The following is a 14,645-nucleotide window of genomic DNA, read 5'->3' as shown; positions in this document are numbered from 1 at the left end:
TCCAGGAGGGATGAGGTGCGGCGCCGGGCGGGCGCCCGGCGCGGGCGGCGGAGGGCTCGGTACGGGGTGGCGGGGCCGGGGCCCGCGCCGGCGGACGGCCGGGGCGGGGCGGGCTGGGTCAGGCGGCCCGGCCGGGCGCGAGCCCGTCCCACAGCTCGCCGGCCATCGCCGCGGACGCCGTGCCGGGGCGCCGGTCGAGTCCCCGTTCGAGAAGCAGCATCTCCAGGGCGGTCAGCACCGGCATCAGCTGGAGCGGGGTCACCGCGCCGATGTGGCCGACGCGGACGATCCGGCCCTTGAGGCCCCCCTGCCCGCCGGCCACGCGGAAGCCGAAGCGGTGGTGCAGCTCCTCCACCAGCCCGTCCGTCCGCACCCGCTCCGGCAGACGCACCGCGGTCAAGGCGTTCGACGGGGCCGACCGGGGAAACAGCTCCAGCCCGAGGGCGCCGACCCCGGCACGGCACACGGCGGCACTGCGCGCGTGCCGTTCCCAGACCTGCGTGAGCCCCTCGGCCTCGATCGCGTCGAGGGCGGCGCCGACCGCGAACAGGGTCGTGGTGGGCGGGGTGTTGGGCACGGTGCTCTCCAGGGCACTCGCGCGCAGGATGTGGAAGTTCCAGTAGGAGTAGCCCTGTGCGGGCCGGACGCGTTCCCACGCCTGGTCGCCGACCGCGACGAACGCGGCCCCGGGCGGGCTCATCAGACCCTTGTGCGAGGCCGTGACGGCGAAGTCCACCCCCCAGTCGTCCATGTGGAAGGGCTCCACGGCGATGGAGGTCATCGTGTCCGCGACGACGGTGGCCCCGTACTCGCGCCCCAGCGCGGCCAGGGTCCGCACGTCGTGGACGGCTCCGGTCGAGGTCTCGCAGTGCGTCAGGAAGAGATGCCGCGGCCGGGCGTCGCGCAGTGCGCGCTCCACCGCGGCGGCGTCGAAGGTGGCACCGTCGGGCACTTCGTGGAGCCGTACATCCGCCCGGTACGTGCGGCACAGCTCGGCCCAGCGGCGGCCGTACTTGCCGGCGGCCAGGACCAGGACGGTGTCGTCCGGCTCCACGACGTTCGCCACGACGGCCTCCATCGCGCCGGTCCCCGAGGCCGGCAGCATGAGGATCCGGCCGCCGGTGGCGAACAGGCTCTGCAGACCGCTGTGAATACGGTCGTGAAGTTTGGTGAATTCCGGGGAGCGGTGATGTGTCAGCCGGGATATCGAGGCCATTCTCATGGCCAGAGGAATATGCGTCGGGCCGGGCGTGAACATGGCGACATCGTGCATCGTGATTTCCCCCGCTCAGGAAAGACGCAGACCGCGCGACAGCACACCGGTACCGCACAGGACGACCAAAGAAAGAGGAATACGATCCGGATCCCCGGGAAGACGATCCGGTTCGGTCGGTACCGGGCGCGCACCGAAAACCCTGGCACACGGCCGGTCACGCCGCAATGATCAGCCGCCGCCACCCGTTCCACTCAACGGAAAGCGGCAGGCCACGGCGGCGGATTCAGTTCCGCGCCGCTCCGGGGAAACGGGCGGCCGCGCCCTCCGCGGAGAACGCGCCGGGCGCCCGGGCAGCCGGTGCGGCGGGGGCGTCCAGCAGCCACCGCACCTTGTCCGCGGTGTCGGTGTGCGGCGCCGGGTTGTAGAGCACGACCGTGAGATCGGGGCGGGCCGGCATCCGCAGCTGGCTCGCCTCGAACCGCATCGTGCCGACCACCGGATGCTCCACCTCGTTGACCAGCACGCCGGCGGCCCGTACCTCCTGCCGCGCCCAGAGCTCGGCGAACTCCGGGCTGGTCCGGGTGAGTTCGCGGATCACCGCCCGGAACCCCTCGTCGCCGGGGCGCTCGGACACCGCGGCGCGGAAGGCCGCCACCACCGTCGGCGCGAGCTCCTCCCACGCCCGCACCCGGCTGCGGAACGCTCTGTCGCGGAAGAAGCCCACCAGGCAGTTGCGGTCGGCCCCGGTGATGCCGAGGGCCAGCCGCGCCGACTCGTTCCAGGCCACATGGTTCCAGTAGGGGTCGAGCATCGTGGCGGGGTTCGGCCCCCACGCGTCGATCAGCCGCTGCAGCCCCTCGCAGTAGGCCACCGTCCGGGCGGGCCCCGGCAGCGGCGGGTTGAGCCCGGCGAGCGTGTACAGATGGCGCCGTTCGACGTCGTCGAGGCAGAGCACACGCGCCACCGCGTCCAGCACCCGGGGCGACACATTGATGTCCCGCCCCTGTTCCAGCCACTGGTACCAGGACGGGCCCACCCCGGCCAGCACGGCGACCTCCTCACGGCGCAGGCCCGGGGTCCGCCGGCGGCCGGCCGCGGGCAGCCCGGCTTCCGCGGGACTGATCCGCGCCCGGCGGCTCATGAGGAAGTTCCGCAACTCGCGCCGCCGGCCGGCCTCTTCTGCGCTCACCACGCCCACCCTCTCGCTCTGCCTGGTGGTGCCACCACCAGTGGAAACACGGACTCCCCAGCCGGCGGCCGCGGCCGGAAGCCTGGGAGCATGACAACAGCACCCTCGTCGACCGGCGCGGACGACGGTCTCCGGAGCGGTCCCGCCCCCGGGCCTGCCTCCGGGCCCGACGCCGGCTCCGGCCGGTTCACGCCCCGGGCCCGGCTGATCCTCCTCGTTCTGTGCGCCGCCCAGTTCTTCATCTCCCTGGACTTCTCCATCCTGAACGTGGCACTGCCGGTCCTCGGCCGGGACCTGGGCATGGGCCCGGCGGACCTCCAGTGGGCGGTCACCGCCTTCGCCCTGCCCTCCGGCGGCTTCCTGCTGCTCTTCGGCCGGATCGCCGACCTGTACGGACGCAGGCGGCTCTTCCTCACCGGTGTCGCGGTGTTCACCGGCGCGTCCGTGCTCGCCGCGCTCGCCTGGAACCCGGGGCTGTTCCTCGGCGCCCGCGCCCTCCAGGGACTGGGCGCGGCCGCCGTCGTGCCCACCGGTATGTCGCTGCTGACCACCATCTTTCCGGAGGGGCCACGGCGCAACCGGGCCCTCGGTATCAACGGCACCCTCCTGTCCCTCGGTTACACCACGGGCATGCTCCTCGGCGGCGGCATGACCGAGGCCCTGGGCTGGCGCTCCACCATGGCGCTGCTGGCCCTTGCCGGAACCGCCGTGCTGGTCGGCGCCGGTTTCCTGCTGCCGGAGAGCCGCACCCCCGAACGGCCCCGGCTGGACCTGCCCGGAGCCCTCGCGGTCACCGGCGGCCTGCTCTCCGTCATCTACGCGCTGTCCACGGCCGCCGAGCAGGGCTTCGGCCGGCCGGACGTCGTGGCGGCGATCACGGCGGGAGCGGCCCTGCTGACGGCCTTCGTGGTCATCGAGTCGCGGGCCGCCCAGCCGCTGGTCTCCCTGGGCATGCTGCGCCGCCCCACCGTCGCCTTCGGCAACCTCGGCGGTGTGATCACGTTCTCGATGATGAGTTCGGTCATCTTCCTGCTCACCCTCTACCTCCAAGTGGTCCTGGGCCTCTCCGCCCTCCAGACCAGCCTGGTCTTCGGCGCGCAAGGGGCGGTGCTGGCCCTCACCGGAGCCACCTCGTCCCGGGTGATCGGCCGCATCGGGGCCCGTGCCACGCTCACCGGCGGCCTGGCGGTGCAGGGCGCGTGCACGACGGCGCTGGTCCTCGTCGGCGCGGAGCAGGGCGCCTGGCTCGCCCTGACCGCCCTCTGCCTCGCCTCCGTGGGGCACATGTCGGCCGTGGTCTCGTACGGCGTCAACGCGACCTCGGGGCTGCCCGACCACGAGCAGGGACTGGCCACCGGGCTGATCACCAGCTCGCAGCAGCTCGGCATCACCATCGGTATCCCGGTCCTGGGCGCGCTGTCCGCGAGCCGGGTGCACGCGCTGCGCGAAGCGGGCACCGCCGCCGATCTCGCCATGCTGAGCGGGGTGCGGCTGGCCTTCGCCGTGGACGCCGCCGTGGTGCTGGCGGCGTCCCTGCTCATCGGGTACGGCCTGTTCCGGCGCCGCCGGTCCACGGGCCGCTCCTGACCGCACCGCACCCGCCGCGGTGCCGGCCCCGCCACCCGGCGGGGCCGGCTTCCCGAGCCCCGGGGTCAGCTCCGGAAGGAACGGTTGACGGCGGAGACCAGCGCCCTCAGGGACGCGGCGACGATGCTGGAGTCGATACCGACGCCCCACAGGGCCCGCCCGTCGACGGCGCACTCGACATACGCGGCCGCCCGCGCGTCACGCCCCTCGGACATCGCGTGCTCCTGGTAGTCGCGTACCCGGACGTCGATGCCGATCCCGCTGAGCGCCGTGGTGAAGGCGTCGATCGGGCCCTTGCCCACCCCCTCCAGGTCCACCGGGGTGCCGCCGTCGAGGACCTGTGCCGTGAGGCTGCTCTTCCCGTCGACCGAGTCGCTGACCGTGTGGGACAGCAGGCGCAGCCGGCGTCCGGCGGACGCGCCGCCCTCCTCGTCGAGCAGGTACTCCTCGGTGAAGACCTCCCACAGTTCGCCGGGGGTCACCTCCCCGCCCTGGACATCGGTGCGCGTCTGGACCGCGCGGGAGAACTCGATCTGCAGCCCGCGCGGCAGCTCCATCTGGTGCTCGGTCTTCATCAGGTGGGCCACCCCGCCCTTGCCCGACTGCGAGTTGACCCTGATGACGGCCTCGTAGTCGCGGCCGACGTCCTTGGGGTCGATGGGCAGGTACGGCACGCCCCAGGTGTGCTCGGACACCGGGCGGCCCGCTGCCCGCGCCTCCCGCTCCAAAGCCTCGAATCCCTTCTTGATCGCGTCCTGGTGGGATCCGGAGAAGGCGGTGTACACCATGTCGCCGCCGTACGGGTGGCGGAGGTGGACCGGGAGCTGGTTGCAGAACTCCACGGTGCGGCGGATCTCGTCCAGCCGCGAGAAGTCGATCATCGGGTCGATGCCCTGGCTGAAGAGGTTCAGCCCGAGCGTCACCAGGCAGACGTTGCCGGTGCGCTCCCCGTTGCCGAAGAGGCAGCCCTCGACGCGGTCCGCGCCCGCCAGGTAACCGAGTTCCGCGGCGGCCACCGCCGTACCGCGGTCGTTGTGCGGGTGCACGGACAGGACGAGCGCGTCACGCCGGTCGAGGTTGCGGTGCATCCACTCGATGGAGTCCGCGTAGACGTTGGGCATCGCCATCTCGACGGTCGCCGGCAGGTTGACGATGGCCTTGCGCTCCCGGTCGGGCTGCCAGACGCCGGTGACCGCGTTGCAGATCTCCGCGGCGAACTCCAGCTCCGTACCGGTGTACGACTCGGGCGAGTACTGGAAGCTGATGCCCGTGCCGGGCGTCCGCTCGGCGAGATCGGCACAGGTGCGGGCGCCCCGCACGGCGAGCGCGGTGATCTCGCTCCGCTCCATGCCGAAGACGACCCGGCGCTGGAGGGTGGAGGTGGAGTTGTAGAGGTGGATGATGGCGTGGTGCGAGCCCCGCACCGCCTCGAAGGTGCGCTCGATGAGTTCCGTCCGGGCCGGCACCAGCACCTGGATCGCCACGTCGTCCGGGACGCGGTCCTCCTCGATGATCTTCCGGAGGAAGTCGAAGTCGGTCTGGCTGGCGGACGGGAAGCCGACCTCGATCTCCTTGTAGCCCATGGAGACCAGGAGTTCGAACATGCGCAGCTTGCGCTCGGCGCCCATCGGGTCGATCAGCGCCTGGTTGCCGTCGCGCAGGTCGACCGCGCACCACTGGGGCGCCTTGGTGACCACGCGGGAGGGCCAGCTGCGGTCGGGGAGGTCGATGGGGGCGAAGGGGGTGTAGCGCCCCGCGGGCATGCCGGAGGGCTGCTGTTCGGGGAAGACCGGGTACCGGTCGGAGGCGTGCTGGACACGGCTGTGCATCGGGAGGCTCTCTCTCGACTCTGCGTCAGGGCGGCCGACTCCTACGGCACAGGACCGACACCGCGACGAGGAGGTCGGCCCGGGCGGCCCTCGTCGCGGCACCTAAGGAGGAGGTTCCACGAGCACATGTCGGACATCGAGCGTCACCTTACAGCTACGTTCCGCAGCACGGCCGGTGTTTCGCCATTCCGCCGGAAAGCCGCCCGTCCGGATCCGGGCGGGCGGACGTGCGGGCGGACCGGCGGACGTGCGGCCGGACGGACGCGCCGCCGGACGGGAGCCGTACCGTGACGGGGTGGACTCCGCCGAGCACTCGGACCTCGCCGCCCTCGCCCGGCGGCTGCGCGGCCTGCCGCCGTCCTGCGGCCCCGTCCGGCTGGTGGCCGTCGACGGCCACGCCGGGTCGGGCAAGAGCACCTTCGCCGGACGGCTGGCCGCCGCCCTGGGCGGGGCGCCGGTGCTGCATCTGGACGATCTCGCCACCCATGACGAGCCGTTCGGCTGGACGGACCGGCTCGTCCGCGAGGTGCTGGTCCCGTTCGGCCACGGCGGGACGGCCCGCCACCGGGTCTACGACTGGCGTCTGCGGCGCTTCGCCGCGGAGCGCGAGCTGCCGGCCGCGCCGGTGGTCCTGGTGGAGGGGGTCGGTGCCGGGCGGCGGGCCCTGCGGCCGTATCTGGCGCTGCTGATCTGGATGGAGACGCCCCGCGACACGGCCTGGGAGCGGGGGCGGCGGCGCGACGGCCCGGAGCTGTCCGCGTTCTGGGACGGCTGGACCCGGTCGGAGCAGGAACACTTCGGATACGACCCCACGCGCCCCCGTGCCGATCTTCTGGTGCGGCAGGGATCTGAGGGCTTCGTGTGGTTCAGGAGGCTTCCGGGACCGGAATGACTCCCTTCCGATCTCACGGACAGTGACTAAATCCACTCGCTGCGCAGTCCGGTCCCGTTGGAGCCGCCGCGGGGCGGCCGGAAGTCCGCGAACTCGGCTTGACCTGGCGGCCGGACAGGTCTTACGTTCTCAGTGTGCGCCCCTTCGGGGCCACATCCAGACGCGAAGCCCCCGGTTGTTCCCCCGTGACCGGGGGCTTCGTTCTGCCTCGACACCTCCCGAAAGCCGCATTCCGGACAGGAATCCGCCGCCGACGATCACACTCGGTGATCGTGCGCCCCCTCCCCCGCGGCGCCCCGTGAAGGGCCGATACCGCCCCTCACCTGCGCGGCGCCCTTCGGCGTGCCCTGCCGCCGCGGGTACGATGCCAAGCGGGAGGAGCCGCAAGTCCCTCCCACAGCGCGGTGGTTGAAAGGCTGCGGCCCGGCGTCCGCCGGCCGCCACCACGGGGGCAGTTTGTGGGGGACGCGATGGACTTCGGCATCCGGGACCGGGACGACTCACCGGCCGATCTCGCCTGGCTGCGCGCCCTCGACGCGTACACCATGGGCGCCTACGCGCAGGCGGAGGACGAGTTCCGGGCCGCCGTGCGGAGGGACCCGGGGATGGCCGACGCCTGGCTCGGGCTGCACGCCCTGCGCGTCGACCCGGCGACGGCCCTGCTGCGGATGTACCGCCACCGCGACCGCTTCGGCGAGCAGCGCGCCCGGCACCGGCGCAAGCTCAACTCCTGGTACTGGCTGGGCTGGTGGGTCCAGCCCGTGCTGGAGAGCCCCCGCGATCTGCTGCTGGCGCACGCCTCCCACTGGCTCGACGGCCGCCACGTCCCCGAACTGGACCGCGCCCTGGCGGGCTGCCCTCCCGTCGACGCGGATCCGCAGGTGCGCTTCCTGCACGCCTGCCGCGCCTATCTCGTCAAGGACTGGGAGCTGCTCATCCGGCACACCGGTCCCCTGCTCGACGACCCGCTGCTCGGCATCGAGGCCGGCCTCTTCGGCGGCATGGCCCGGGTCCGGCTGGAGATGTACGGGCAGGCCGAGCCGCTGCTCTCGGCGGCCCTGATGCGCTGCCGCAGCGAGCAGCCGCAGCGCAAGGAACTGCGCTACTGGCTGGCCCGCGCCCGCGAGGGCACCGGCCGCAGCGCCGCCGCGCTCCCCCTCTACCGGGCCGTGCACCGGGTGGACCCGGCGTTCATGGACACCGCCGCCCGGCTCGCCGCGATATCCGACGGCGACGGCCTGGAGGCGGGTGACCTGGCGGCCGTCTCCCTCGCGGGCACCGGCGGCCAGGACCTGCTGGACGCCATGGCCGACCCCGAGGGCTACGGCTCCGACCCGCCCGCCGACCCCGGACGCGACTTCCCGCCCGCGGCACCGGCCGCGGCGCCCCGGCCGCCAGGACCCGGCGGGCGACCCGGACGGCCCGCTGCCCGGCCTGGCCCCGTCGACGCCGACGGCATCCGCGAGAAGGCGGTGCTGCCGGTCCAGCCCCGCCCCGCCTCGCCCCTGCCGGACGGGCCGCCGGACCCGGTCCTGCTGGCCCAGGCGCTCGACGAGCTCGAACGGATGGTCGGGCTGGAGCCGGTGAAGCGCCAGGTGCGGGCGCTCTCCGCACAGCTCCACATGGCGCGGCTGCGCGCCGGCGAAGGGCTGCCGGTCCAGCCGCCCAAGCGGCACTTCGTCTTCTCCGGCCCCTCCGGCACCGGCAAGACCACGGTGGCCCGCATCCTCGGCCGGGTGTTCTACGCGCTCGGCCTGCTCGGCGGCGACCACCTGGTCGAGGCCCAGCGCGCCGACATGGTCGGCGAGTTCCTCGGCCAGACCGCCGTCAAGGCCAATGAGCTGATCGACTCCGCGCTCGGCGGGGTGCTCTTCGTCGACGAGGCGTACAGCCTCTCCAACTCCGGCTACAGCAAGGGCGACGCCTACGGCGACGAGGCCCTGCAGGTGCTGCTCAAACGCGCCGAGGACAACCGCGACCGCCTCGTCGTCATCCTCGCCGGCTACCCCGAGGGCATGGACCGGCTGCTCGCCGCCAACCCCGGCCTCGGCTCCCGCTTCACCACCCGCGTGGACTTCCCCAGCTACCGGCCACTGGAGCTGACGAGGATCGGCGAAGTGCTGGCCGCCGAGAACGGCGACGGCTGGGACGAGGAGGCCGTCGAGGAACTGCGCAGCATCTGCGGCCACGTGGTCGACCAGGGCTGGATCGACGAGCTCGGCAACGGCCGCTTCCTGCGCACCCTGTACGAGAAGAGCTGCGCCTACCGCGATCTGCGGCTCGCGGGCTGCGCCGCCACCCCGACCAGGGAGGACCTGGCCACACTGCGGCTGCCCGACCTGATGCAGGCCTACGGCGAGGTGCTGTCGGGCCGGGGCCCGCTCGGGCCCGGCCCGCAGTCACCCCTCTGAGACCGCCGCGGCGCGGCGCCGCGGCGTCCCGGGCGAGGTGCACCCGTACGGGTCAGGCGAGTTGGTGTCCCGTGGTGCTGTCCACGTTCTCCGGGATCTCGTCCTCCGGGCGGTCGCCGGTCGTCAGGGTCCCGCTGGGCTCGAACATCATGATCGACCCGCCGGGCGACGACGGCTTGTGCTCGGTGCCCCGGGGCACCACGAAGGTGTCGCCCTTGCGCAGTTCCACCGTCCGCTCCGTGCCGTCGGCGTCGCGCAGGGCCACGTCGAACCGGCCGTCGAGGACGAGGAAGAACTCGTCGGTGTCCTCGTGGACGTGCCAGACGTGCTCGCCCTCCACATGGGCGATGCGTACGTCGTAGTCGTTGACCCGGGTCACGATCCGGGGGCTGTAGATCTCCGTGAAGGAGGCCAGGGCGTCGGTCAGGTTGACGGGTTCCGCGTTCGCGTCCATGCCCCGATTCTGGTCCGCCCCGCCGCCGGGCGTCGCGCGCTTTTCCGCCGTGTCCGGCCGCGCGCGGCGCGTACGGCGGCGGGCCGGCCGCCTTCCGTCTCACCCCCGGACGGGCGTCTCCCTGAAGGGAGTCGACCGGGGGCGCCGGGCCACGACGCGGGCTCCCCGCTGAGCCGTGAGACGGCGCGAGCGGTGTGCCGGGTCGTGAACCTCCCCGACCAGGGTCTCCAGGACGTCCTCCAGCGCGACCAGGCCCAGGACCCGCCCGGAGGCGTCCGAGACCTGGGCGAGATGGGCGGCGGCCCGGCGCATCGCGGTCAGCGCGTCGTCGAGCGGCGTCTCCGCGCGGAGCACCGGCATGGGGCGCAGCACACGGCGCGGGAGCGCCCGGCCCGTCCCGTGCCCGCCGTCTCCCCCGTCCGGGCCGTCTCCGGCCGGTGCGCCGGCCACGCCGGGCGGGTGGAGAGGGGCTTCGCAGGCACCGGGATCGTCCGTGTCCAGGACGTCCTTCACGTGGACGTAGCCGAGGAAGCCCGTGCCGGAGCCGGCGGACGGCCCGGTTCCGTCGCGTACGGGGAAGCGGGAGAAGCCGGTGCGCACGGTCAGCTGTTCGATCTCCCGCGCGGTCGCGCCCGGGCCGACCGTGACGAGGGCCGCCGGGTCGAGCAGCACCTCGGTCACCGGTCTGCTGCCCAGGTCCAGCGCGTCGGCGAGCCGCTCCTGCTCCTCCGGGTCGAGCAGACCCGCCTCGTGGGAGTCCGCGACGAGGCGGCCCAGTTGTTCGCTGGTGAAGACCGCCTCGACCTCGTCCCTGGGCTCCACCCGGAAGAGCCGCAGCACCAGGTGGGCCCAGGAGCCGAAGAGCGCCGTCACCGGTCGGCACAGCCGGGCGAAGGCGACCAGGGCGGGCGCCAGCCGCAGGGCGGTCCGCTCGGGGGCGGCCATGGCGAGGTTCTTCGGCACCATCTCCCCCACGACCAGGTGCAGGAAGACGACCAGGGCCAGGGCGATGGCGTAGCCCAGCGGATGCACCAGCGGCTCCGGCAGGCGGACGGCGTGGAAGACGGGCTCCAGGAGCCGGGCCACGGTCGGTTCGGCGACGGCGCCGAGGGTCAGCGAGCAGACCGTGATCCCGAACTGGGCGGCGGCCATCATCTGCGGCAGGTTCTCCAGGCCCGTCAGCACGGTGCGGGCACGGACCGAGCCGGCGGCGGCGAGCGGCTCGATCTGGCTGCGGCGTACGGACACCAGGGCGAACTCGGCGCCCACGAAGAAGCCGTTGCCGAGCACCAGCACTGCGGCGAAGAGGAGTTGGAGCAGACTCATCGCGCTCCTCCCGCCCGGACCGGGGCATGGTCACGGGCCGCACGGTCCCGGTCCGCACGGGCCGGGGCCGCCGGGGCCACCGCCGCGCGGACGGGAGCCCCTCGCGCGGGCGCGGCGGACACGGGCACCCCCCGCGCCGCGGACGTCCCGGCCCCGGCCGCTCCCGTCGCGCCGGCCGCGCCGGCGGCCCGTACCGGATCGGCCCCGCCGGAGTCCGGCGCGCCCTGACCGCGCGCGCCGGCCGTCCGCACCAGCCGTACCGACTCGGCGCGGTGGTGGCCGACCCGGCGCACCCGCAGCCGCCAGCCGGGGAGTTCGGCGGTGTCCCCGACGGCCGGGATGCGGCCGAGGAGGTCGGCGACGAGTCCCGCCACGGTCTCGTACGGCCCGTCGGGCGCGGCCAGACCGATGGGCCGCAGGGTGTCGATCCGGCAGCCGCCGTCGGCGTCCCACGCGGGCCGGCCCTCCTCGGCCGGGGCGGGGGCCAGTTCCGGCCGTCCGGCGGCGTCGTGCTCGTCGCGCACCTCGCCCACCAGTTCCTCGACGATGTCCTCCAGGGTGACGACCCCGGCCGTGCCGCCGTACTCGTCGACGACGACGGCGATCGGCTGCTCCCGGCGCAGCCGCTCCAGCAGCCGCTGGACGGGCAGGGTCTCCGGCACCATCAGCGGGGGCACACTGACGCGCCCCACCGGCGTGCGCCGCCGTTCGTGCGCCGGTACGGCGAGGGCGTCCTTGAGGTGGACCATCCCGACGACCTCGTCCAGCCGCTCGCGGTAGACCGGGAAGCGGGAGAGCCCGGTGGCCCGGGTGAGGTTGACGACGTCCGCCGCGGTGGCGGAGTCCTGCAGCGCGGCGACCCGCACCCGCGGGGTCATGACGTGCTGCGCGGAGAGCCCGGCCAGCGACAGGGTGCGGACGAACAGATCGGCGGTGTCCTGCTCCAGTGCCCCGGCGCGGGCCGAGTGCCGGGCGAGGGAGACCAGTTCACCGGGGGTGCGGGCGGATTCCAGGGCGTCGGTCGGCTCCACGCCCATGCTGCGGACGAGCCGGTTGGCCACCCCGTTGAGCAGGGCGATCACCGGCCGGAAGAAAGCGGCGAAGGCGTACTGCGGTCCGGCGACGAACCGGGCGACCTCGAAGGGCCGCGACACCGCCCAGTTCTTCGGCACGAGTTCGCCGACGACCATCTGCAGGGCGGAGGCCGTGAGGACGCCGATCACCACGGCCGCGCCCGGGACGGCGCCCGGGGGCAGCCCGGCGGCGGTGAGCGGGCCGGCCAGCAGCCGGGCGAGCGCGGGTTCCGCGAGCATGCCCACCACGAGGGAGGTGATGGTGATGCCGAGCTGGGTGCCGGAGAGCTGGAAGGAGAGTTCGCGCAGGGCCTTGACGACGGTGCGGGCGCGCGGGTCGCCCTCGGCGGCGGCCCGTTCGGCGTCCGCGCGCTCGACGGTGACGAGGCCGAACTCGGCCGCCACGAAGAAGCCGTTGGCGAGGACGAGCAGCAGGGCCGCGGCGAGCAGGAGAAGGGGAACGATCATGCCGCCGCCTCCGGGGAGAGGGCGGCGCGGGTACTACAGGACGGACCGTCCATCGGCTAAGTGATTCACTCCTCGGCTCGCGGGTGCCCCGCGGGGCACGCACGCTGCCGCGGTGCCCTCCGGTGCGGGGCGGGGCGCGCTTCGCGCCGCCACGGGACAGGGTAATCACTGCTCCTGGGCCTGCGAAGGCGCACGGACGTGCGATCCGGCTTCCGCCGGCGGGTCCGGCGCGCCGCCGGCCGCGGCGGACCCGGGGGAAGGCGGCGTTCCGTCAGTCCGCCGCCCGGCCGCTGCCGTGGTGGTCGGCGAGGGCGCGCAGCGCGCGGGCGTCGGCGATCGCCTTGTCCCGGGCGACGCCGGGCTGGATGCCCATCGCGGGCAGATGGGTGCCGTCGGCGAGGTCCAGATGGACCCACGGGTCGCCGGGCCGGAGGTTGACCCGGAGCACTTCCGCCCAGGAGAGGCGGCGCCGGGCGGTCAGGTTGACCACCGTGATGCCCTCCTCGTCCGCGTCGATGCGGGGGCGGCTGAGGAGCACCATGACGCCCAGGCCGAGGAGTCCGGTGAAGACGAAGCTGGAGCGCTCGGCCGGGCTGAGGGACGGCAGCACCACGGCGAGGACCGTCAGGGTGGCGAGCACCGCCGCGCCCGCGCTCAGCAGGATCACCCGGGTGCGGGTCGGCCGGAAGGTGACGGGCAGCGCGGGCAGGCCGTCCGGGCCGGGCCGGCCGGCGGGTTCCCCGCCGGAGGTGGAGGAGGACACAGGGGTCTCCGGAGGTTCGGGCCCGTGCCGCCCGGGCTCCGCCCGGCCGCTGTTCCGCGGCGCGGGAGGGCCGCCCGGGCGGGCGCGGGCGGCGGTTCTACAGGCGGCAGGCGTGGATGCCGGTGGTGAGGATCGCCCGGGCGCCGAGGTCGTACAGCTCGTCCATGATCCGCTGGGCGTCCTGGGAGGGGACCATCGAGCGGACGGCGACCCAGCCCTCGTGGTGCAGCGGGGAGACGGTCGGCGACTCCAGGCCGGGAGTGAGGGCGACGGCGCGCTCCACCTGTTCGACGCGGATGTCGTAGTCCATCATCACGTAGCGGCGGGCGACGAGGACGCCGTGCATCCGGCGGAGGAACTGCCGCACCTTCGGTTCCTCGCCGTCCTCGCCGGTGCGGCGGACGACGACGGCCTCGGAGCGGAGGATCGGCTCGCCGATGATCTCCAGGCCGGCGTTGCGGAGGGTGGTGCCCGTCTCCACGACATCGGCGATGATCTCGGCGACGCCGAGCTGGATGGCGGTCTCGACGGCGCCGTCGAGGCGGACGACGGAGGCGTCGACGCCGTGGTCGGCGAGGTGCTTGGTGACGAGCCCGGCGAACGACGTGGCGACGGTCATGCCGCCGAAGTCACCGACCTCCTGGGCGGTGCCGGGCCGGGTGGCGTAACGGAAGGTGGAGCCGGCGAAGCCGAGCTGCATGATCTCCTCCGCGTCCGCGCCCGAGTCGAGCAGCAGGTCGCGGCCGGTGATGCCGATGTCGAGCCGGCCGGAGCCGACGTAGACGGCGATGTCGCGGGGGCGGAGGAAGAAGAACTCGACGTCGTTGTCGGAGTCCACCAGGACCAGCTCGCGGCGGTCCTTGCGCTGCTTGTAACCGGCCTCCTGGAGCATCTCCGACGCAGGCTCGCTGAGAGCACCCTTGTTGGGGACGGCGATGCGCAGCATGAGGCGTTCCTTCGCTTCTTCGGGGCGGCGTTCTTCGGGGCGGCGGGGCGGCGTTCTTCGGGACGTTCGTCCGCCCGCCGCGGGGCGTCGAACGGTACTTCGGGGGCTGTCGCGGGCGGCGTCCGCGGCGCCGCCGCGGGCGGGGCCGGCGGGCGGCGGGCGGTCGCGTACCGCGGAGCGCGCCGTCGGGGCGGGGCCCCGGCGCGGCGCTGCTCAGAGGTGGGCGTACACGTCGTCCAGGGAGATGCCCCGGGCGACCATCATGACCTGCAGATGGTAGAGGAGCTGCGAGATCTCCTCGGCCGTGCGGTCGGTGCCCTCGTGTTCGGCGGCCATCCACACCTCGGCCGCCTCCTCGACGACCTTCTTGCCGATGCTGTGCACGCCCTGCGCGACCAGCTCGGCGGTGCGGGAGGTAGCGGGGTCGCCGGTGGCGGCCTTGTGGCGGAGCTCGGTGAAGAGCTCCTCGAATGTCTTGTTCGCCATGGTGG

The 14,645-nt window shown here is 73.9% G+C and carries 12 protein-coding genes; 3 read left to right on the top strand and 9 right to left on the bottom strand.

Features of this window, described 5'->3' with window-relative positions:
- Window positions 1-118: 118 nt before the first annotated feature.
- Together E4N63_RS27995 and E4N63_RS27990 are read right to left on the bottom strand one after the other, a co-directional pair.
- Window positions 119-1,222: an alanine--glyoxylate aminotransferase family protein gene (locus E4N63_RS27995; RefSeq protein WP_185831371.1), complete on the bottom strand. Its 1,104-nt coding sequence runs from the start codon at window positions 1,220-1,222 to the stop codon at window positions 119-121.
- A 277-nt stretch (window positions 1,223-1,499) separates the two neighbouring features.
- On the bottom strand, window positions 1,500-2,357 hold the full coding sequence (locus tag E4N63_RS27990; RefSeq protein WP_125626572.1) for a helix-turn-helix transcriptional regulator: 858 nt from the start codon (window positions 2,355-2,357) through the stop codon (window positions 1,500-1,502).
- A 138-nt stretch (window positions 2,358-2,495) separates the two neighbouring features.
- On the opposite strand from E4N63_RS27990, the gene E4N63_RS27985 reads away from it, so the two are divergent.
- Window positions 2,496-3,992, top strand: a complete 1,497-nt coding sequence (locus tag E4N63_RS27985; RefSeq protein WP_125626569.1) for an MFS transporter — start codon at window positions 2,496-2,498, stop codon at window positions 3,990-3,992.
- A gap of 65 nt (window positions 3,993-4,057) precedes the next feature.
- Here the strand turns inward: E4N63_RS27985 and leuA are convergent, their stop codons facing one another.
- Entirely contained in the window at window positions 4,058-5,821 is a 1,764-nt protein-coding gene (gene leuA, locus E4N63_RS27980) for a 2-isopropylmalate synthase (protein WP_230241964.1), read from the bottom strand.
- 295 nt (window positions 5,822-6,116) lie between these two features.
- Between leuA and E4N63_RS27975 the strand changes: the two genes are divergently transcribed.
- Together E4N63_RS27975 and E4N63_RS27970 are read left to right on the top strand one after the other, a co-directional pair.
- Window positions 6,117-6,713 (top strand): uridine kinase, encoded by a 597-nt coding sequence (locus E4N63_RS27975; protein ID WP_230241963.1) that lies wholly within the window; start codon window positions 6,117-6,119, stop codon window positions 6,711-6,713.
- Window positions 6,714-7,183: 470 nt separating this feature from the next.
- Window positions 7,184-9,124 (top strand): AAA family ATPase, encoded by a 1,941-nt coding sequence (locus E4N63_RS27970; protein WP_230241962.1) that lies wholly within the window; start codon window positions 7,184-7,186, stop codon window positions 9,122-9,124.
- Between the two features lie 52 nt (window positions 9,125-9,176).
- On the opposite strand, the gene E4N63_RS27965 is transcribed toward E4N63_RS27970, so the two are convergent.
- The 6 genes from E4N63_RS27965 to E4N63_RS27940 form a co-directional block, all read right to left on the bottom strand.
- The gene (locus E4N63_RS27965; protein ID WP_125626530.1) at window positions 9,177-9,578 is read right to left on the bottom strand and encodes a cupin domain-containing protein; all 402 of its coding nucleotides are present in this window, start codon (window positions 9,576-9,578) and stop codon (window positions 9,177-9,179) included.
- A gap of 99 nt (window positions 9,579-9,677) precedes the next feature.
- Entirely contained in the window at window positions 9,678-10,904 is a 1,227-nt protein-coding gene (locus tag E4N63_RS27960; RefSeq protein ID WP_125626529.1) for a hemolysin family protein, read from the bottom strand.
- Window positions 10,901-12,445 carry a hemolysin family protein gene (locus tag E4N63_RS27955; protein ID WP_230241961.1) on the bottom strand — a complete coding sequence of 515 codons (1,545 nt, stop codon included), beginning with the start codon at window positions 12,443-12,445 and terminating at the stop codon, window positions 10,901-10,903. Before E4N63_RS27955 ends, E4N63_RS27960 begins: the two co-directional genes overlap by 4 nt.
- Before the next feature lie 271 nt (window positions 12,446-12,716).
- A complete protein-coding gene (locus E4N63_RS27950) occupies window positions 12,717-13,208 on the bottom strand; it encodes a PH domain-containing protein (protein WP_228429680.1) in 492 nt (163 codons plus the stop codon).
- 97 nt (window positions 13,209-13,305) lie between these two features.
- Window positions 13,306-14,154 carry an ATP phosphoribosyltransferase gene (gene hisG, locus E4N63_RS27945; RefSeq protein ID WP_125626527.1) on the bottom strand — a complete coding sequence of 283 codons (849 nt, stop codon included), beginning with the start codon at window positions 14,152-14,154 and terminating at the stop codon, window positions 13,306-13,308.
- A 213-nt stretch (window positions 14,155-14,367) separates the two neighbouring features.
- Window positions 14,368-14,640, bottom strand: coding sequence for a phosphoribosyl-ATP diphosphatase (locus tag E4N63_RS27940; RefSeq protein WP_019711913.1), 273 nt, complete (start codon window positions 14,638-14,640; stop codon window positions 14,368-14,370).
- Window positions 14,641-14,645 lie beyond the last annotated feature (5 nt).

Origin of the sequence: Streptomyces sp. MNU89 (genome assembly GCF_020982505.1) — a bacterium.
Taxonomy (GTDB): domain Bacteria; phylum Actinomycetota; class Actinomycetes; order Streptomycetales; family Streptomycetaceae; genus Streptomyces; species Streptomyces xinghaiensis.
The sequence above is the reverse complement of the archived record's forward strand: the minus strand, read 5'-3'. Positions and strand labels throughout refer to the sequence as shown.